Source organism: Dactylosporangium sp. NBC_01737, from assembly GCF_035963215.1.
Taxonomy (GTDB): domain Bacteria; phylum Actinomycetota; class Actinomycetes; order Mycobacteriales; family Micromonosporaceae; genus Dactylosporangium.
The window spans coordinates 7,948,213-7,968,439 of sequence record NZ_CP109153.1; the positions used below are offsets into that span (position 1 = coordinate 7,948,213).

Below are 20,227 nucleotides of genomic sequence, written 5' to 3' on the forward strand. Positions count from 1 at the left end.
GTGCTCCGTGTTGTCCGGGAACACCTGAAACACGTCCACCTGGCTGACCGTCGACTCGCTGTCCACGCCGGCCCAGGCGCAGGGTGAAACCTTGCAGTGGGTGCGTCCTCGTGATCAGTCGGCTTCGCCGTTGAACAGGTGGTAAGTAGGCTATGAAGTGGCTCCGACCATGTGTGGGGGTGTCGGATGCGGCCGGGCACAGTGCTGCCGGGCAGGGATCCACCTGCTCGGCCTGAGGTATTGCACGACAGTGAGCACACGCGTGTCACTCGGCAGTTCCTTGCGGGGTGCACGGTCGTGCGTAAGGAGCCGCTGGGGCGGGATGCGCAGCGGCGGGTGCGGCATGAGTTGGCGATCCTGGAGCGGCTGCGTGGTGTGACGGGCGTCGCCCAGTTGGTGCAGGCGCCGAGCTTCCCAGGGTCGGTGGTGGTGCGGGACGTCGGCGGTGTGAGCCTGGCCGAATTGGTGAAGCCGTTGCCGGTCGATGATCTGGTCGGGATTGCGGTGGGGTTGGCGCGGGCGGTGGCGGGGATGCATCGGCGGGGTGTGATGCATCGGGACATCACGCCGGCGAATGTCGTGATTGCTCGTGACGGCACGCCGTGCCTGGTGGATTTCGGGTTGGCGTCGTCGTTTGCCGAGATCCGTCCGGAGTTTACGCATTACACGGAGATTGTGGGGACGCTGGCGTATCTGGCGCCGGAGCAGACGGGGCGTACGGCTCGGTCGGTGGATCAGCGGGCTGATCTGTATGCATTGGGTGCGACGTTGTATGAGTTGGCGACCGGTGCGCCACCGTTCGGTTTCGGTGATCCGCTGCGGCTCGCGCATGCGCATCTGGCTCGGGTGCCGGTACCGCCGGCGGAGGTGAACCGGGCAGTGCCGGGGTTGCTGTCGGAGATTGTCATGCATCTGTTGGAGAAGGAGCCGGACAACCGGTATCAGACGGCGGAGGGTGTGCTCCACGACCTGGAGCGGTTGCGGGATACCGGCGGGGGGCAGGGAGCGGTCGGGGTTCGGGTCGGTGCGCGTGATGTTCCGTTGCGGTTGTCGCCACCGTCGCGGCTGGTGGGCCGTGATGCGGAGGTGGCGGCGTTGGGGGCGGCGTTTGCGGAGGTGCTGTCGGGTGGGTGTCGCGGGGTGTTGGTCGGTGGGGTGCCGGGGGTGGGGAAGACGGCGTTGGTCGATGAGTTGCGGCCGGTGGTGACGGGTGGTGACGGCTGGTTCGTGGCGGGCAAGTTCGACCAGTATCGGCGGGATCTGGCGTTCAACGCGGTGCATCAGGTGCTTCGTGGGGTGGGCCGGTTGCTGCTGGCCGAGCCGGAGGATGAGCTGGCTGAGGTCCGTGAGCGGATCTTGGAGGCGGTCGGTTCGAACGCGGGGTTGTTGACCGCGGTGGTGCCGGAGCTCGCGGCGTTGCTGCGGGTGCCGCCCGATCCGGGGGATCCGCTGACGGCGCTGGTTCGCTCGCAACGGGTGGCTGCGGGGGTGTTGCGTGCGGTCGCCTCGCGGAAGCGGCCGTTGGTGGTGTTCGTCGATGATCTGCAGTGGGCGGGGCGGGCGCCGCTGGGTCTGGTCGATCTGGTGTTGAGTGAGGAGCGGGTCGACGGCCTGTTGCTCGTGGGTGCGTATCGCGAGGACGAGGTGGGTGCGGCGCATCCGTTGGCGCCACTGCTGTCGCGGTGGTGTGAGCATGCGGAGGTGCGGCATCTGCGGTTGCTCAACCTGCCGGTGTCCGACTCTGTGGCCATGGTTGCGGAGATGCTGCACGTGGATCGGGCCTCGGCGGCGGGCCTGGTCGAGCTGATCAACCAGTACATGTCCGGTAATCCGTACGAGACCGTGGAGTTGCTCAACGCGCTGCGGCGCGACGGTGTGCTGGCCGCCACGGCCGCCGGCTGGCGGTGGGACGCGGCGTCCGTGCGCGCCTATGTGGGCCGCTCCGACGTGGCCAGGCTGCTGGCCGCCGGTGTTGATGCCTTGTCGGGGCAGTCGCGCCGGATGGCGGAGGCGATGGCGTGTCTCGGTGGGCGGGTCGAGCTGAGCCTGTTGCGGGCTGCCACCGCTGAGCCGGCGGGTGTGGTGGAGCAGCGGCTGGCACCCGCCCTCGACGAGGGCCTCGTGTTGATGGAACCCGGAGTGCACGAGGCGATCCGGTTTCGCCACGATCGGATCCGCGAGGTGATCCTGTGCGGGCTGGGTCCGCGGCGGCGGCGTGTCCTGCAGTTGGCGATGGCACGGCGGTTGGCTGGTGTGCCGGAGTTGTTCGCGGTCGCGGCGGAGCAGTACCTGCCGGTGGTCGACGAGGTCGATGACGCCATGGAGCGATCCCGCGTGGTAGTGCTGTTGCGGCGCGCCGCCGGTCAGGCAACGCTGATCGGGGACTACGCACTGGTGAACGCCCTGCTCACCGCCGCGCTGCAACTCGTCGACGCCGGCGACACCGCCACCCTGATCGAGGTGCACACCGGCCGCCACACCGCCCTGTACAGCATCGGACGCCTGGAAGACGCGGACGACGAATACCGCGCCATCGAAGCGCTGTGCACCAACACGCTGGACCGTGCGGACGCCACCGTGGTCCGGGCACGCAGCCTGACCCACCGCAACCGTTTCGCGGAGGCGATCGGGCTCGGCCTGCAAACGCTGCGGGAACTCGGCATCGCCGTGCCGGCCGCCGACGAACTCCCGATGGAGGCCGACCGCCGGCTCGACCATCTGCACCAGTGGCTGGATCACACCGACGACGCCGACGAGCCGACTCGACCGGAGATCACCGACCCGGCGCTGCTGGCCGCGATTCGTCTGATCAATGCGGTCCTGCCGGCGGCCTTCTTTGCTCCCGATCAGGCCTTGGTCGCCTGGCTGAGTTTGGAGGCGTTGCGGATCTGGATCGAGCACGGCCCGGCCGGTGCCCTGCTCGGCCCGGCGAGCCATGCCGCGTTCGCCGTTGTGGACATGCACGGCGACTACGCCTTCGGGTACCGGGCCCTGCGGCGGATCGTGGCGCTGGGCGAAGCCCGCGGCTACGAGCCGGACACCTCGCAGGTGCGTTTTCTGTCCGCATTCCAGAGCTGCTGGTTCGAACCGGTCGAACATGGTGTCCAGACAGCTCGGCGGGCCCGGGAGGGGTTGATCGTGGGGGGTGACCTGGCCAACGCCGGACACACCTACAACGTCACCGCGCAGGGCCTGCTGGAGTGCGCGTCATCGCTGGACGTCTGCGTTGCCGAGGTGGAGGCGGGGCTGGCCTTCGTCCGGCGGACCGGCGACGAGCAGACCGGCGAAACGCTCGGAAGCTACCAATGGCTGGCTGGTGTCCTGCAGGGCGAAAGCTCCGCCGCGGCCGGGGCGGAAGCTCACACCGACAGGTACGCCAGCAGCGTGCTGGCGTGCCTGTCGGTACATGTCACCCGCGCGATCGCCGCCGCCGTCTTCGGTGACCTGGCCGACTTGACACGGCACACCGCAGCGGCGATGCCGCTGCAACCGGTCGCTTCGGGCGCCGCCGTGACACAGGTGCTGCGTGGGTTGGCTCTTGCCGGGCAGGTCCGGGCCTGCCGTGGTGATGAGCGTGGGGGTCTGCTGTCCGAACTGGACGAGGTGACGCGGTGGCTGGCCGCCCGGGCGGTGGACGCGCCGGAGAACTTCCAGCATCTGCTGCGGCTGCTGGAGGCGGAGCGGGCCTGGGCGGTCGACGACTTCCGCGCCGCTGTCCTCGCCTTCGACGCGGCGCGGCACGACGCCGCCCAGGTGCAACGGCCGTGGCACCGGGCCCTGATCACCGAACACGCGGCCCGCTTCCACCTCGCCCACGGCGTTGAACACACCGGCTACACCCTCCTCGCCGAAGCCCGCCAGGAATACCTCGCCTGGGGCGCGACAGCGAAAGTCAACCAACTCGACTGGGCCTACCCGACCCTACGACCGCAGATCGACGCGACCACCGCGCCCGCCGGCGACCAACGCTCCACCGTCACGACGGGCACGATCGACCTGCTCGGCATCCTGTCCGCCTCACAGGCACTGAGCTCCGAAACCAACGTTGCAGGCCTGCACACCCGCTTGGTCGAGGTGCTCTCCGCGATGACCGGCGCCACCGGCGTACACCTGCTGCTGTGGAGCGACGACCGGCACGACTGGCTCCTGCCCGCACCCGACGGCGACGCCATCCCGGCCAGTGGCACCGGCCACGAACGCACGGTGCCGCTGTCCGTCCTGCGATACACCCAACGGATGCGGGAACCCCTCGTCTTGGCCGACGCCACCCGCGACGACCGCTTCACCCGCGACCCCTACCTCGCCGACCTCACCTGCTGCTCACTGCTGGCCGTCCCGGTCCTCAGCCGCGGCACACTGCAAGCGGTGCTCCTGCTGGAGAACCGCCTCATCCGCGGCGCGTTCACCACCGAACGCCTCGACGGCGTCAAACTCATCGCCGGGCAACTCGCGGTGTCCCTCGACAACGCCCACCTCTACGCCGAATACCGCCGCATCGCCGACGAACAAGCCGCGCTGCGACGCGTGGCGACACTCGTTGCCCGCGGCGAACGCCCCGAACTCGTCTTCGACGCCGTCGCCGACGAAGTCAGCGCACTCTTCGGCGCCACCGGCACACTGATCATTCGATTCGAACCCGACGGCGACGCGACCGTCATGGGAAGCTACGGGCTCGAATACCCACAAGCCGGCTGGCGCGGCGCGCCCCCACCCGGCCGAGCCCTCGCCACCGTCCGGGCCACGGGCCAGGCAGCCCGCACCGACGTCGAGGACCCCACGGCAACAAGCCGCTCCGAAGCCCTCCACCTCGGACTCCTCTCCGTGGTCGCCAGCCCCATCGTGGTCGAAGGTCGGGTCTGGGGCGCCATGGCCGCCGGTTCACGCCGCGAACGCCTCCCCGACAACACCGCACAACGACTGGCCGACTTCACCGAACTCGCCGCCACGGCCGTCGCCAACGCCGAAAGTCGCACCGAACTCACCAGGTCACGGGCGCGGATCGTCGCCGCCGCCGACCAGACCCGCCAGCGCATCGAACGAGACCTGCACGACGGCGCCCAGCAGCGGCTGGTCGCGCTGGCGCTGCAACTGCGCATGGCGCAGGCCGAACTGCCCCCCGAACTCGACACGTTCCGTGCATGCCTCGACCGCGCCGTCACCGGAGCAACCGGCGCCGTGGACGAACTCCGCGAGATCTCCCGCGGCATCCACCCGGCGATCCTGACCGAGGGCGGCCTCGGCCCGGCACTGCGGGTCCTTGCCCGCCGCTCACCGCTCCCCGTCGACCTCGACCTGCACGCGGTGCGGCGGCTGCCCGAACAGGTCGAGGTCAGCGCGTACTACATCATCGCCGAGGCACTCACCAACGTGGCCAAACACGCGCATGCCCCCGCCGCCACAGTCACCGTCGAAGTCGACCCCACCGACACCGTCCTGCGCATCACGGTCCATGACGACGGCGACGGCGGCGCCGACTTCACCCGCGGCACCGGCCTGCTCGGCCTCAAAGACCGCGCCGAAGCACTTGGCGGCCGAATCGTCCTCCACAGCCCACACGGCGAAGGCACCAACCTCCACGTGGAAATCCCACTCACTCCACAAACAGCAACGACACATCCCGTCACAGACGTGTCACTGACTCGTTTGGATCGCCCTGATCGGGCTATTCAAGGCGCGTCCACCCCGGTAGAGGAGGTGGCGTCATGAGCGCCGGTCCTCCGACGGCGCACCATCACGCGTTCATCGAGACCATCAACGCGGCCACCCCGAGCAGCTCCGAGCTGCCCACGTCGATCATGACGTCGGGGGTCACCGGTCACGAGCACGTCGAGCCGGAGTACGAGGCCGGCATCGCGCCGCCGACCGAGCCGGCCGGCGGCAAGCTGATCGTCACGTTCGCTTTCGCCCAGTTGGCGTTGTTCATCGCGCTGCTCGGCCCGGTGACGGTCAGCATGGCCATCAAGGTGACCACCGTCGTCGGCGAAGATCGCGCTCCCGCGGCCCAAGGCATCATCCTCGGCATCGGGGCCATCGCCGCCCTGCTCGGCAACCCGATCTTCGGCCGGCTCTCCGACCGGACCACCGGCCGCTGGGGACGGCGCAGGCCCTGGATGGTCGGCGGCAGCATCGGGCTGGCCTGCTGCCTGTTCGTGATCGCGATCGCCGGCAGCGTGCCCACCCTGGTCATCGCGTGGTTCTGTGCGCAGCTGGCCGCCAACGCCTGCTTCGCGGCCTACCTGGCCACCATCGCCGACCAGATCCCGCCCCGGCAGTCGGCCACCATCACGGCCCTCGGCGGCGTCATGCAGAGCGTCGGCATCCTGGCCGCCGTCTACCTGGCCAGCGCGCTCACGGCCAACATGGTCGCGCTGTTCATGATCCCGGCGGCCATTGGCGTCGCCGGCATGGTCCTTTACGCTCTCGTCCTGCCGGACAAGCGACTGCCGCACCGCCCACCGGCCGCGGGTCTGCGAGAGTTCCTCGAGACGTTCTGGGTCAGCCCCCGCCGGTATCCCGACTTCGCATGGGCCTGGGTCTCCCGATTCATGCTGATCCTCGGCAGCTTCATGTTCACGACGTTCCGGTTCTTCTGGATGAAGGACGTGATCGGCCTCACCGACGCCACCGCCGCCAGCACCGTCGCGACCGGCGTGCTCGTCTACACGGTCGTGCTCGTCATCGTCGGTCAGACCACCGGATACATCTCCGACCGCCTCGGCCGCCGCAAGTTCCTCGTCTTCGCCTCGACCGCGCTGTTCGCGCTCGGCCTGGTCATGCTGACCCAGGTCGGCACGGTCGGAGGCTTCTACCTCATCGAGGCCATCCTCGGCGCCGCGTACGGCATCTACATGGGCGTCGACCTGGCGCTCGTGCTCGCCGTCCTGCCCCGCCCCGAGAACAACGCCAAGGACCTCGGCGTCTTCAACATCGCCAACGCCATGCCGCAGACCCTGGCCCCGCTGCTCGGCGCCGTCCTGCTCGGCGTCGGCGCCGGGCGGAACTACGACCTGCTGTACGTCACCGCCGCCGTCCTGACCTTCCTCGGGGCACTCGCCATCATCCCCGTCAAGAAAGTGCCGTGACCACCATGACCACCGTGACCGACGACTACGCCGACCTGATCGGCACCCTTGACCTGCCCGGCAAGATCACCCTGCTGACCGGCGCCACCACCTTCACCCTCGCGCCCTGCGACGCGATCGGGCTCGGGGAACTGCGGCTCTCCGACGGCCCCACCGGTGTGCGCGGCCTGAAATTCAGCGGCGGCCGGACCGTCGCGCTGCTCCCGAACGCCACCCTGCTCGCCTCCGCCTGGAGCGAGGACGCCGCCTACGAGGTCGGCCGGCTGCTCGCCGAGGAGGCGATGGCCCAGCAGATCCACGTGGTGCTCGGCCCGACCATCAACCTGCACCGCTCGCCGCTCGGCGGGCGGCTCTTCGAGGCGTACTCCGAGGACCCGCTGCTCACCGGCCGCCTCGCAGCTGCCTGCGTGCGCGGGATGCAGGACAGCGGCGTCGGCGCCTGCCTCAAGCACCTGGTCGCCAACGAGTCCGAGACCGACCGCAACACCATGAACAGTGTCGTCGACGAGGCCACGCTCCGCGAGCTGTACCTGCTGCCGTTCGAGATCGCGGTCAGCGAATCCGACCCGTGGTCGATGATGGCCGCCTACAACGACGTCAACGGCGTCGCCGCCACCGAGCAGCAGCACGTGAACAACGAGGTCGTGAAGGGCGAATGGGGGTACCAGGGACTGATCATGTCCGACTGGTTCGCCACCCGTACCGTGGCCCCGGCCGCCAACGGCGGGCTCGACCTCGTCATGCCCGGCCCCGACGGCCCCTGGGGCGACGCCCTCGTCGCCGCCGTCGAGTCCGGCGAGGTCAGTGAGCCAGTCATCGACGAGCACCTGCGCCGGCTGCTGCGTCTCGCCGACCGGGCCGGCGCCCTGGGCGAGCCGCGCGACTACCCGGCCGACCTGCCGGCGCCCGACAGTCCCAGGCGCCGCGAGCAGCTGACCCGGCTCGCCGCCCAGGGCATCACCGTGCTGACCAACCGCAACGCGGGCCTGCCGCTGCACCCGGGGGAGCGGGTGGCCCTCATCGGCCGGCACGCGATCGAGACCATCGACATGGGGGGCGGCTCGGCCCAGGTCAATCCGCCCTACCAGATCAGTGTCGCGGAGGGCCTCGGCCTTCGGCTGCCCGGCGACGTGGCGGTCGTCGACGGCGTCGAGGTACGCACCCGGCCGGTACCGGCGCGCGGCGGCTTCCTCACGAACCCCGCCACCGGCGAGCCCGGCGTGCACGTCACCTTGCTGGACGGGGCCGGCGCTGTCATCGAGGAGCGGCATGCCCCCGCCGCGACCACCGTGGTCGGTGTCGACGACGACTTCGATGCCACCGTGTCCACCATCCGGTTCCGGGCCCGGATCAACGCGAGCGGACCGGCCGAGCTCGGCTCGATGGGCGTCGGCTCGTGGCACGTGCGCGCCAACGGCCACGAGCAGCGCCACGAGCTGCGGGTGTCCGGTTCCGGAATCGGCGAGGAGCTCCTGGCGCCGCCGGTGGCGACCGGCACGGTCGAGGTCAACGGCGGCGACGTGTTCGAGGCCGAGGTCCTGCTGCGCCCGCCGGGCCGCGATGCCGCGGCCGCCGGCACGCCGGCCGCAGGCGTCGGGCTCTACGGCCTGATCGCCCGTGCCGCGCCCCGCGACGCCGCCGAGGTGATCGCCGAGGCCGCCGCGGCCGCAGCCGCCGCCGACGTGGCCGTGGTCGTCGTCGGGCTGACCGAGGAGCAGGAGACCGAGGCCGTCGACAAGTCCACGCTGCGGCTCCCGGGCGCTCAGGACGACCTGGTCTACGCCGTCGCCGCGGCCGCGAAGCGGACCGTGGTGGTGGTCAACGCCGCGACCCCGGTCCTCATGCCGTGGCTCAACGAGGTCGAGGCGGTGCTGTGGGTGGCCCTGCCGGGCCAGGAGGGTGGCCACGCGGTGGCGGCCGCGCTGACCGGCGACATCGAACCGGCCGGCCGTCTGGTCACCACGTTCCCGGCCGCCGACGGGCAGACCCCGGCCTGGTCGGTGACCCCGGTCGGCGGCGACCTGCCGTACGCCGAGGGCACCTTCATCGGATACCGCGGGCACTTCGCCGGCCACACCCCGGCACCGCGGTTCTGGTTCGGCCACGGGCTGGGGTACGCCACCTGGGACTACGCCGACGTCGGCCTCGTCGCAGGGGCGCCCGTGCCAACGGTGACGGTCACGGTCACCAACACCGGCAACCGCCCGAGCCGCGAGGTCGTCCAGGTGTACTTCGAGCCTGCCGACCCGGCACAGCCCGTGCGACTCGCCGGCTGGCGCGCGGTTCCGGCGACACCGGGCCGGCGGGTGACAGTCGAGGTGCCGACAGATCCGCGATCGCTGCGGCGCTGGGACACGGCGAACAATGGCTGGGCGGACGTCGGCCCAGGACGCCTGCTGGTGGCGCGCGGCCTCGGCGACATCCGTGCCACGGTGCCACTCACAACCGGATGAGGCAGGACGCGCCCGGCGGCCCCGGGGCGGAGGCGAAACGCACGGTGGCGCCGCTCTCGTAGACGGGCAGGATCTCGGGCTGCCGGGGTCACGGTCCGCGACGCATCACCAGAGCTCGTTGCGGTTCGGCGGGCCACGAGCAGCATCCCGTCGACGCGGTTGCGGATCGCGAGCAGGTCACAGCGGTTGCAATACCACCGTGAACCACCTTGACGTTCCTGTTCGGTCATCCGGCGTTCACATGCCGCGCCTACGTTTTCGGCGCACGCGATACAGAAGGAGCACCGCCATGGCCGAACTGCTTGCCGCGATCGCGATCGAGGTGGTCAGCGCCCTGCTGATCTCGCTCATCGTCGCCACGTTTCGCCGCCTCATGAGCCGTCCCGCTTGAGCAAACCGCAACCTCAGGTCGGCAGATTAGTTCCGTACCGTCCGGGTATGTGCGCATTTTCCGGAACGACTCCGGTGGAGGTGCCTACCCATGACGGCCACAGCAACGAGCTCACGAACCCGTCCGCAGAAGCGTCCCACTGGTTCGCGCGCTGCCGGGACGTCAACGACGCAGTCTCGGCGCCGCAGCCCGGCGAAGAATGCCACCCCGACGAGGGCAGCCGAGCAGTCGGCGGCGGCGAAAGAACGCCCGACCGTCGGCGCGGCCGCACATCCCCAGGGCGAGTCCGAACTGGTGACCTGGCAGGAAGTCCCGATGCCGCACGTCAAGGTGCCGGTTGTCCACATAGCCGGGCCAGCCGCACGATCGATCCTCACAAACGTCCGCTGGACGGCAAGGACCGCCGCGTCCGCCGTGCCGCAGCCGAAGCAGGTGCTGTACTACGGTGGCGTCGGCGTGCTGGCTGCGCTCGGCATACTGGAATGGCCCGCCGCCGTCGCGGCCGCCGCCGGTGTGTGGGTGGCGACCCACAGCGGCGGGCAGGCCCAGCCGCAAGACCTGTTGGGGCGTGAGACGCGGGCCACGGCTCGTCCCGCCACTGCCGCCGCACGGTGACGGCGACGGGCCGACTGTCCGGCGGCCGGCGGAAGGCGTGGGCCAAGGACGGCCTCGCCCACGTCGAGGTGCGCGGAGCCCGAACCCAGCTGATCAGCACAGAGCACGGAAAGCTGCTGGAGAAGGCGCTCGAAACGCTACGCGGCGTCGACTGGGCCGCATGGAACGCCGCCCTCGGCCGGCTGCTGATCAGCTACGACGAGGAAACACTCGGGCTCGACGACCTCGTCGAATTGGTTGCGGCCGCTGAATCCGACCACATCCCCGCCGATCGGGCGCCCGGACCGCCACACCTCGACGCGGAGACCCGCCACCTGGTGACGCTCGCCGGCGACCTGCTCGGTGTCGCCGGCGCGTCCGTGGCGCGGGGGCTGCGGATGCCAGCGGCGCCGCGTGAGTTGGCCGCCGTCGTCGCGATGGTCGACCACATACCGGGGCTGCGTGCCCGGCTGCGCCGGTCCGTCGGCCACCACTGGGCAGACCTGGCTGTCTCCATGGCGAGCGCGGGGATCGACGCCGCCGGCCAGGCGAGACTGTCCGCGCTGGCGGACGCCGCCATGCGGGTCGTCCTGCTGCGGGAGGCGTCCGCGCAGCGGGACACGTGGCAGCGCAGAACGGCCGAACTGCCACGGGAGGCCGGCGCGAGCCGTGCCGGCAGCCTCGACGACGTACGGCCGGCGACATTGCCCGACGGACCGGTCGAGCGCTACGCCCGCCGGATCAGCACACTGACGCTGATCGCCTCCGGCGCGGTCGCGCTGCTCCCCAGCGGCGCCCGGCGTGCGGCCCGAATACTCGCGGCCGGTTCGCCGGTCCCCGCGCACGCCGGTCGGGAGGTGTACGCAGGTGAGCTGGGCCGGCTCCTCGCCCGCCGGGACGTGCTCGTCCGGGACCCGGGCGCGCTGCGCCGGCTGGACCGGGTCGACACGGTGGTGATCGACGCCCGGGCGCTGACCAGGGGCCGTCATGTCATCACGCACGTGGCGCCCATCAACGGCCCGGCGGAGGCCGCTTGGGAAGCCGCGAGCCGCCTTGTCGACGGGCACAGCGGCACGTTGCCGACGGGCGAAGACACCGACGGCTGGGCAATCACCGCCCTGCAGCACCTTGACGCCGCGATCCCGCAGGCCGTCCTGGACGACATACGCACTTCGGGCGGCATGAGGGGGAAGGTGTACGCGCTGACCCGCAACCGACAGCCCGAGGCGGTTGTCATGGCCGAGTCGGCACTGGATCCGTTGACCACCGCCGTGATTGCGGCCGGTCGCAAGGTCGGGCAGGTGCTGCTCGCCGGAGCGCCGACCGAGGTCCGTCGCCGGGTGCCGGCGGACGGCACCGTGCCAGGAGGCTCACGGCTGACCGAGTCGATCCGTGCGTTGCAGCGGGACGGCCACGTCGTCCTGCTCATCGCAGAGCGCAACGACACCGCACTCGGGTCGGCGGACTGCGGCTTCGGCGTGCTGCAGGCGGATCGCCGACCTCCGTGGGGCGCCCACCTGATGGGCGGGCCCGGGCTGGAGACGGCCTGGCTGCTGCTCGAGGCGGCGATGGTGGCCAAGGCGGTGAGCAGGCGCAGCGTGCTGGTGGCGTCGCAGGGTTCGGCGGCCGGCGCACTGCTGGGCAACGCCGACCTGGCGCCGCGGGGCGCGCGCCGCGGGACGTTCGCCACCGGTGTCGCGCAGACCGCCAACGTCGTCGGCGCGGTGTGGTCGGCGCGCGGCCTGTCCCGCCGCGCGGTGCCGGTGGCCACGGTCGACGTCGCCTGGCATGCGCTGCCCATCCAGGAGGTCACCCGAATCCTGGACACGTCTGCGGAGGGCATCGGCGAGGAGGCCGCCGAACAGCGCCGGCACGCCGAGGCTCCGGCAGACGAGACGACATCGCCGGCGCGGAGCCTGCTCGACACCATCGTGGCCGAGCTGGATACGCCTTTGACGCTGCCGCTCGCCGCCGGTGCGGGTGTCTCCGCCATGACCGGTGCGAAGAGCGACGCGGTGCTGGTCGTCGCCGTCATCCTGGCCAACGCGCTGCTGTCGGGCGTTCAGGACGTGGCCGCCCGGCGGGCATTGAGCCGGCTGGTGAGTGCGGCGAGGCCACGGGTCCGGTTGCGCCGGGCCGGCGTCGACCGGGCCGGCAGCATCGACGAGCTCGTGCCGGGCGATGTCATTCTGCTGGAGCCGGGAGATGTGGTGCCGGCAGACTGCCGCCTGATCGGCACCTCCAGTCTCGAGATGGACGAGTCCTCGCTGACCGGCGAATCCGTGCCGGTCGCCAAGAGCGTCGCCGCCACCCGTGCCGCCGCCGTCGCCGAGCGCAGCTGCATGGTGTACGCAGGCACGACGGTCGCCGCCGGGTCAGCCACGTGCATCGTCGTGGCGACGGGTGAGAAGACGCAGGCCGGTCGCAGCGCGCGGATCGCGTTGCAGGAACCGCCGAAGAGCGGCGTGCAGCAGCGGCTGCGCGAGCTGACCAAGGCGTCGCTGCCGGCGGCGGGTGCCGCCGCGGTGGCGCTCCTCGGCACCGGTCTGCTTCGGGGGCGGCTGGCCGAGTCGATCAACAGTTCGGTGGCGCTCGCCCTCGCCGCGATCCCCGAGGGGCTGCCGTTCATCGCTACCGCAGCCGAACTGAGCGCCAGCCGCCGGTTGTCCGAACGCAACATCCTCGTCCGCGATCCCGGATCGATGGAAGCGCTCGGCCGGGTCGACGTGATCTGTTTCGACAAGACCGGCACTCTGACCGAGGGGCGCATCGCGTTGCGCACCGTCTCCGACGGCCGTGTGCACGTGCCGACCGAGCGACTTACCCCGCGGCACCGGCTGGTCCTCGCCACCGCGCTGCGCGCGAGCCCGGCGCCCAATGGGCAGGAAACGCTGCCGCACCCCACCGACCAGGCGGTCGTGGTCGGCGCCGCGGGCGCGGGTGTCCGCACCGATGAGCAGGCCAAGGACTGGCGGCCCGTCCGCGAGCTGCCCTTCGAGCCGGCACGCGGGTTTCATGCTGTCCTCGGCGGGGCCCGCAACGGCCAGGTGATCAGCGTCAAGGGCGCACCGGAGGTCACACTGCCGCGCTGCGCAACCTGGCGCCGCGACGGGACTGCCCGGCCCATCACGCCGGCCGACCGGCAGGAGATCGAGGCGGAGGCCGACCGGATGGCCCGGCAGGGGCTGCGGGTGCTCGCGGTCGCGGAGCGGGCAGCGTCGGCACGGCGCCGCCTCGACGACGAACGCGTCGACAACCTGGAGTTCCTCGGCCTTCTCGGGCTGGCCGACCCGATCCGCGCCACCGCCGCCGAGGCGATCGACCGGCTGCGGCGCGCCGGCATCAAGGTACTCATGCTGACCGGCGACCATCCCAGCACGGCGGCGGCGATCGCCGCCGAGCTCGACCTGCTCGACGGCGGCACAGTGGTGACCGGGCCGGACCTCGACGGTGCCGACGACGCGACCGTCGACGCGCTGGTGGCCAAGGCCTCGGTCTTCGCGCGGGTGAGCCCGGAGCACAAGGTCGCGGTGGTCCGCGCGTTGCAGCGCGCCGGGTCGGCCGTCGCAGTCACCGGCGACGGCGCCAACGACGCGCCCGCCATCCGGCTCGCGGACGCCGGCATCGCGCTGGGCGGGCAGGCCACGGATGCCGCCCGCCAGTCTGCGGACATGATCGTGATGGACGGCCGCATCGAGACGATCGCCGATGGGGTGGTCGAGGGCCGCGCCATGTGGACGTCGGTGCGTGAGGCGCTCGCCCTGCTCCTCGGCGGGAACCTGGGCGAGGTCCTGTTCACCGTCGGCAGCTCCCTGGTCTCCGCCACACCACCGCTGAACGCGCGGCAGATTCTGTTCGTCAACCTCATGACCGACCTGCTGCCCGCGATCACGGTCGCCGCGCGGCCGCCGAAGCACGTCACCGCGGACCAGCTCGTCCGCGAAGGACCGGAAGCATCACTCGGCGCGGCGCTGACCGCCGACGTCGCCCGCCGCGCCGTCGCGACCTCGGCGGCCACGGCCGCGGCGTGGTTGACGGCCAAAGCCACCGGGACGGCCGGGCGAGCCAGCACCGTGGCACTCGCCTCCCTCGTCGGCGCGCAGCTGGGCCAGACCGCGCTGCTCTCCAGCGGCGACCCGATCGTCCTGGGCGCCGCCGGCGCTTCCGCGGCGGCGCTCGTCGGAGTCGTGCAGACCCCCGGCCTGAGCCGGTTCTTCGGCTGCCGCCCGCTGGGCCCCGTCGCCTGGGGCATCGTCGTGGCGGCGACAGCCGCAGGCACGACGATGGGGGCGCTGCGACTGCCGCGCCAGTCACCGCAGCACACGCCTCCGAAGTGTTGAATCCCGCACGGTCCCGACAGCGACGAACCGGTGGCATGACCGTTTGACCGCCGATCGGTGGGTGGTGCGGCGGCTATTCCGGCGAGGCGGGGCCGAGCAGGCGCATCTCCTCGATGTCCATCGCCGCCTGCAGGTCCCGCAGGACGATGTCGTCGATGGTGTGCGCGTCCCGCATCGCGGTGATCGCGCGCCGCTTGTGGTGCAGCACCTTCAGCCGCAGGCGCCGTTCGAGCTGCTCCATGCGGAACGCCTCGCCGTCCTCGTCGGCCTTGGCGAGGACCTGCTGCAGGTGGTCCTCGTAGTCGGCACGGACCCGGTCGACCATGTCCTGCGGCGCGTCGAGGTCTCGGCCGACGTCGTCCAGAGCGGCAATGCCCGCCCGGGTGGCCTCGATCTGTGCGTGCAGCGTCTCGTCGGCGCGGGCGCCGTCTTCGGTGAGGCCCGCCCAGCGGACCACCATCGGCAGCGTCAGGCCCTGCACCAGCATCGTCACGACGATCACCACGACGGTCGTGAAGACGATGAGGTCCCGGTCGGCGAACAGCGTGCCGCCGGGGAGCACGGCCGGCACCGCCAGCGCGGCGGCGAGCGACACCGCGCCCCGGAAACCGGCCCAGCCGTTGGCGGTGCGGACCTTCCAGCCGACCCGCCGCGTCCGCTGCACCGCACGGCGGTCCACGACCCGGATCACCGCTGTCGCGGCGTGGACCCAGAGCAACCGGGTGACGATCACCGTGGCGGCGGCCAGCAGCGCGATGCCGAGCGCGCGTGGAACGGCGGTGTCGTCGATGGCCCGCACCGCGCGCGGGATCTGCATCCCCACCAGGACGAACAAGCTGCCGTTGAGCATGAACGTGCCGAGGTCCCAGAACGCGAACGCCTGGACCCGGGAACGGGCCCGGACGACCCGCGGACTCACCTGGGTCAGGGTCAGCCCGGCCACGACGACCGCCACGACGCCGCTGGCGTGCAGCACCTCGCCGAGCAGGAACGCGGCGAACGGCGTGATGATGCTCAGACCGCCCTCGCGCCGCGGATCGTCGAGGCGTCGCCGGACGAGAATGATCGCGCCGGCGGCGAGCAGCCCGGCGAGGATGCCACCCGCGCAGGACCACGCCAACTGCCCGGCGAGACGCAGCGGGCCGGGCATCGAGCCGCCTACGAGGGTACCGACGGCGACGGCGAACAACACAAGCGCGGTGCCGTCGTTGATGAGGCTCTCGGCCCGCAGCGTTGTCACGATGCGCCGCGGCATCCGCTTGGCCAGCCCGGACACCGCCGCCGCGTCCGTCGGGGCGAGCACCGCGCCCAGGATCCACGCGGCGGACGCCGCGACCCCGACCGCCTGCAACGCGTACGCGACGGACGCCATCGTGGCCAGCACCAGCACCACCGCCGACAGGACGATGACCCGCAGGTTGGCACGGATCTCCCGCAGACTGGTGTTCAGGCTCTCCCAGTACAGGATGGCGGGCAGGAACAGCCCGAGCACCGCCTCCGGCGGCAGCTCCACCGCCGCCAGCGGGGGTGCCAGCGCCAGCAGCCCGCCGGACACGATGAGCAGCACCGGTGGCGCCACGCTGTATCGCCGGCCCACCGTCGTGCCGACCAGCACCGTCACACCGAGCACGATGACGAGGGACAACGCCTCCACCCGGACATCCTGCACGAAGATCGTCGCCGCGGCAGCGCGATCGGGGGCGGCGGGCGGGTCAGGTGCGCATCGTGTCGCTCGGGCTGCGGCCGTATGCGGCGCGGTAGTCGGTGCTGCAGCGTCCCGGGTGGGTGAAGCCCCACCTGGCGGCGATCGCGGCGACGGTCACTCAAGGACACTGACTTGGGTCGCTCAGTTGGGCGACCAGCGCCGCGGCGTCCATGGTCGCCGAGCCTGTCTCGGGGTGTTTCCCGGTCTCGGGATTGTGCGCGGCCACCCGTGTTCTCACCGGGGCGGCGTGTCCAGCCAGGGCCGGCGTCCCGGTCCGGTCGGGTGGGTGCCCGTGACACCCATGACGACCGAGTACAGGCTGGTCTCGGCGGTGATGAAGAGGCGGTTGCGTTTGCTGCCGCCCCAGGAGATGTTGGCCACCGACTCGGGGACCAGTAGCCGCCCGAGCAGGGTGCCGTCGGGGTCGTAGCAGTGCACGCCGTCGCTCATCGCGGCGGCCCAGAGGCGGCCGGCGTCATCGAAGCGGAGGTTGTCGAAGCGGGCGTTGTCGCGGGCGGCCGCTTCCGCGAAGACCCGGTCCTCGGACAGGGTGCCGTTGTCGCGGACGTCGAAGACCCGGATGACGCCGACACGGGTGTCGGAGACGAACAGCTGCCGCTCGTCGCCGGAGAAGACCAGGCCGTTGGGTGCGCCGAAGCAGTCGGCGACGAGTTCGACGCCGCCGGTGGCGGGGTCGATGCGGTAGACGTTGTTGGACCCGATCTCGCTGTCGGCGCGGTAGCCCTCGTAGTCGCTGGTGATGCCGAAGTCCGGGTCGGAGAACCAGATCGAACCATCGGACTTGACCGTCGCGTCGTTCGGGCTGTTCAGGCGCTTGCCCCGCCACCGGTCAGCGAGCACGGTGACGGTGCCGTCATGCTCGGTGCGGGTCACCCGGCGGTTGCCCTGCTCGCAGGTGACCAGCCGGCCCTGACGGTCCAAGGTGTTGCCGTTGGTGTGCCCGGCGTTGCGGCGGAAGACGCTGACGGCGCCGGTCTCTTCGTCCCAGCGCAGCATCCGGTCGTTGGGGATGTCGCTCCAGACCACCTGCCGCCAGGCGGGAACGTAGATCGGCCCCTCCGCCCAGCGGCAGCCTGTGTACAGGACCTCCAGCCGGTCGTCACCGTTCATGCACCGCCCGGTGCCGAACCGGTCGTCGAACATCTCGTACAGCGGGGGAGTGTCGCCGCTCATGAACCTTCCCTTCTCGTGAACCGAACCTGGTTCGGCGTCGGCTCCAGACTGGACGATCCTGTATGGTGAATGCAAGCTCGGGCAGGACGGAGATCTGTGGATCACATCGATCGGGCACTGGTGGCGAAGCTCCAGGAGGACGCCGCCCAGTCGTACGCCGCGCTGGGGCAGGCCGTCGGTCTCTCCGCCGGCGCGGCCCACGAGCGCGTGCGGAAACTGCGGGAACGCGGCGTCATCCGGCGCACCACGGTCGACGTGGACCCGGCCGCGGTGGGCGGCGGCGTCCTGGCCTTCGTCATGGTCGACTCGGCCTCGTGGATGGGTGACTCGGCCGACGACTTCGCGGCGCTCCCCGAGATCCTCGAAGCGCACGTCATCGCCGGCAGCGCGTCGGTCCTGGTGAAGGTCAGGACGACGACCACGGCACAACTGCAGGACGTGCTGCGCCGGATCTACGCGATCGGCGGGGTCAGCGGGACGCAGGCCACAGTGGTGCTGGAGACCTTCTTCGAACGCCCCGTCTCCCCGCAGGCCTGACGGTACAGGGTCTCGGCGCCAGCGGTTTCCCGGGCCTGCGACTGCGGCGGATGCTCGGCAACGTCGGCTATCCCGCGATCGGCGTCCGAATCGGTGTGCCGCCCACGGGGCCGGCCCCGCCGAAGGTCCCGCGCCGTCCGGCGGCCGAAATGATCGAGGTCGTCGCCCCTCAGGCAGCCAACCACCCGGCCCACGACTGATCCACGGCAAGGCAATCAGCCGACATCGACGACGGCAACGTGTCTGTTGACAATGGAGCTCGGCATCCGCGGGTTGTGCCTTTCAGCCCTGCCGGAAGTGACGTTGTCCCGTGCCCGTCGAGAGCGTCCGGAGGGACAGTAGAGATGGCAGCTCGGTAGGGGCTTGAAGCGCCGATCGTGGACCGTGTGCACGTTCGTGGCCGCCCTCGGTGATCGACGGTCTCGCCCTCGCAAGCACGTACCGACCACTGGGCGGCAGCAGGGCAGGCGGATGGAGGCATCGCGATGATGTACTGGGGCGACGGTATGAGCGGCTTCGGCATGGCCCTCATGGCGTTGAACACGCTGCTGTTCTGGGGCTTGGTGATTGGCGGTGTCTTCCTGTTGGTCCGCCACTTCGGCCGCGGCACGCAGGCCGGCACGTCGAGCAGTCCGCGACCGGCACCGCAGCAACTGCTGGCCGAACGGTTCGCCCGGGGCGAGATCGACGAGGACGAGTACAGCCGGCGGTTGCAGGTGCTGGGCGGCGACATGCCGACCCACCAGCCCAGTGGTTGACCGGATATCCGGCAGGCGAACCCTGTCGCCAATGAACCCTGTCGCCAAGCCACTGCCCGACAGGCGGCCCAGGGTTCACCTGGGGGCAGTTGAACGTGAGGCCCCGAAGCCACAGCTCTGGCGCACCTCGAAGTCGTGTCTGGGAAGTCGTGTCCGGGCGTTGCCGCAGCGAACACGATGAACCTGCGAGGCGATCTTCCGTCACCAGCATTGCCGGATCAGGTGCTCGATATCACCGCCGAACCTCTCGGTCTTGCGGCTTCTCAGCTCCGCTGTGCTAACAGCTTCGCTTGCTCGGTCGTCTCGCAGGCAATTACGACGCTACACCGGAACCGACCGGCACCAGGGTGAACGCGTGGGTGATCCGGGTCCGCACGCGTAGGCCACCGTGCCGGCCGGGCGGACGCCTGGGTGGTCGTTCGACCTCTCCGGGGTCAAGGTCCCGGTCGCGCGACAATCGCGACCGCGTAAGGGGGCGGCTCGCGAATGCGCTGCTGACCGAGCCGAGCCGCAGCGGCCCGGGCATGGGCAGGCGGTGCCCATGGCGGCCAAAGATGAGCAGCGGGGCGCCTTGGGCGGCGCGTGCAGGCCTCGACACACCCCACCGTGCAGAGCTGTTGACGCCGACCACGACGTGCCCGGCGAACGGCCCTGCACGGTGGGCGGCATTGCCCGCACAACCTCCACGGGCGCGGGCGCATGGGCAGCGACACGGATGGCGGTGGACAGGTGTCCCGGACGGGTCGTCGCGGCGGCACCGACCACCAGGAGGCCGGCGTCGGCGCCACCCAGGCGACCATCGGCGGGCAGGTTCTCTGGATCATGAATGACCGCGCGGTCTTGCGTTACGTCGACGACCTGGCGTTGTGTCTGCCGCTGATGCCCTCCGAACTTGGTCGATACAGTGACGTCGTTCGGCAGCCGCCACGGATCCAGTTGACCGGGAGCAGAGCCGGAAGTCCATCGACGACATCGAGTCCTGGTCCACCAACGAGGTTGCGATCAACTGGAACTCCGCACTGTCCTGGATCGCGTCCTTCGCCGCGGACCAACGCCCGCCCGACAACCACGACGGCCCGTACCACATCGGCGACGTGACCGTCAGCCTGGGCGAGAACCATCAGGTCAACGTCGTGGTGCCGGTCGGCTGGTCGCTGCACGTCGAGTCGGCCG

Annotated in this window: 10 protein-coding genes; 8 read left to right on the forward strand and 2 right to left on the reverse strand. The window is 71.0% G+C overall.

The window, feature by feature from the left end; translation table 11 throughout:
- Window positions 1-297: 297 nt before the first annotated feature.
- The 5 genes from OHA72_RS36270 (at window position 298) to OHA72_RS36290 (ending at window position 14,860) form a co-directional block, all read left to right on the forward strand.
- Window positions 298-5,706 carry an AAA family ATPase gene (locus tag OHA72_RS36270; RefSeq protein ID WP_327000565.1) on the forward strand — a complete coding sequence of 1,803 codons (5,409 nt, stop codon included), beginning with the start codon at window positions 298-300 and terminating at the stop codon, window positions 5,704-5,706.
- A complete protein-coding gene (locus tag OHA72_RS36275; RefSeq protein ID WP_327000566.1) occupies window positions 5,703-7,082 on the forward strand; it encodes an MFS transporter in 1,380 nt (459 codons plus the stop codon). The genes OHA72_RS36270 and OHA72_RS36275 overlap by 4 nt, the downstream gene beginning before the upstream one ends.
- 5 nt (window positions 7,083-7,087) lie before the next feature.
- The gene (locus tag OHA72_RS36280; RefSeq protein ID WP_327000567.1) at window positions 7,088-9,535 is read left to right on the forward strand and encodes a glycoside hydrolase family 3 protein; all 2,448 of its coding nucleotides are present in this window, start codon (window positions 7,088-7,090) and stop codon (window positions 9,533-9,535) included.
- A gap of 481 nt (window positions 9,536-10,016) precedes the next feature.
- Entirely contained in the window at window positions 10,017-10,541 is a 525-nt protein-coding gene (locus tag OHA72_RS36285; RefSeq protein ID WP_327000568.1) for a hypothetical protein, read from the forward strand.
- Window positions 10,538-14,860, forward strand: coding sequence for an HAD-IC family P-type ATPase (locus OHA72_RS36290; RefSeq protein ID WP_327000569.1), 4,323 nt, complete (start codon window positions 10,538-10,540; stop codon window positions 14,858-14,860). The genes OHA72_RS36285 and OHA72_RS36290 overlap by 4 nt, the downstream gene beginning before the upstream one ends.
- 73 nt (window positions 14,861-14,933) lie before the next feature.
- On the opposite strand, the gene OHA72_RS36295 is transcribed toward OHA72_RS36290, so the two are convergent.
- Entirely contained in the window at window positions 14,934-16,514 is a 1,581-nt protein-coding gene (locus tag OHA72_RS36295) for a Na+/H+ antiporter (RefSeq protein WP_327000570.1), read from the reverse strand.
- Window positions 16,515-16,799: 285 nt separating this feature from the next.
- A complete protein-coding gene (locus OHA72_RS36300; RefSeq protein WP_327000571.1) occupies window positions 16,800-17,759 on the reverse strand; it encodes an SMP-30/gluconolactonase/LRE family protein in 960 nt (319 codons plus the stop codon).
- 96 nt (window positions 17,760-17,855) lie between these two features.
- Here OHA72_RS36300 and OHA72_RS36305 point away from each other — a divergent pair, with 96 nt between their 5' ends.
- The 3 genes from OHA72_RS36305 (at window position 17,856) to OHA72_RS36315 (ending at window position 19,054) form a co-directional block, all read left to right on the forward strand.
- Window positions 17,856-18,296 carry an Lrp/AsnC family transcriptional regulator gene (locus OHA72_RS36305; RefSeq protein WP_327000572.1) on the forward strand — a complete coding sequence of 147 codons (441 nt, stop codon included), beginning with the start codon at window positions 17,856-17,858 and terminating at the stop codon, window positions 18,294-18,296.
- A 50-nt stretch (window positions 18,297-18,346) separates the two neighbouring features.
- Window positions 18,347-18,496 carry a hypothetical protein gene (locus OHA72_RS36310; RefSeq protein ID WP_327000573.1) on the forward strand — a complete coding sequence of 50 codons (150 nt, stop codon included), beginning with the start codon at window positions 18,347-18,349 and terminating at the stop codon, window positions 18,494-18,496.
- Between the two features lie 285 nt (window positions 18,497-18,781).
- Entirely contained in the window at window positions 18,782-19,054 is a 273-nt protein-coding gene (locus tag OHA72_RS36315; protein ID WP_327000574.1) for an SHOCT domain-containing protein, read from the forward strand.
- The last annotated feature ends 1,173 nt before the right edge of the window (window positions 19,055-20,227 follow it).

Coding starts and splice junctions, on each gene's coding strand:
- OHA72_RS36275 (WP_327000566.1), top strand. CDS start 5,703: ATGAGCGCCGGTCCTCCGACGGCGCACCATCACGCGTTCATCGAGACC.
- OHA72_RS36280 (WP_327000567.1), top strand. CDS start 7,088: ATGACCACCGTGACCGACGACTACGCCGACCTGATCGGCACCCTTGAC.
- OHA72_RS36285 (WP_327000568.1), top strand. CDS start 10,017: ATGACGGCCACAGCAACGAGCTCACGAACCCGTCCGCAGAAGCGTCCC.
- OHA72_RS36300 (WP_327000571.1), bottom strand. CDS start 17,759: ATGAGCGGCGACACTCCCCCGCTGTACGAGATGTTCGACGACCGGTTC.
- OHA72_RS36310 (WP_327000573.1), top strand. CDS start 18,347: ATGCTCGGCAACGTCGGCTATCCCGCGATCGGCGTCCGAATCGGTGTG.
- OHA72_RS36315 (WP_327000574.1), top strand. CDS start 18,782: ATGATGTACTGGGGCGACGGTATGAGCGGCTTCGGCATGGCCCTCATG.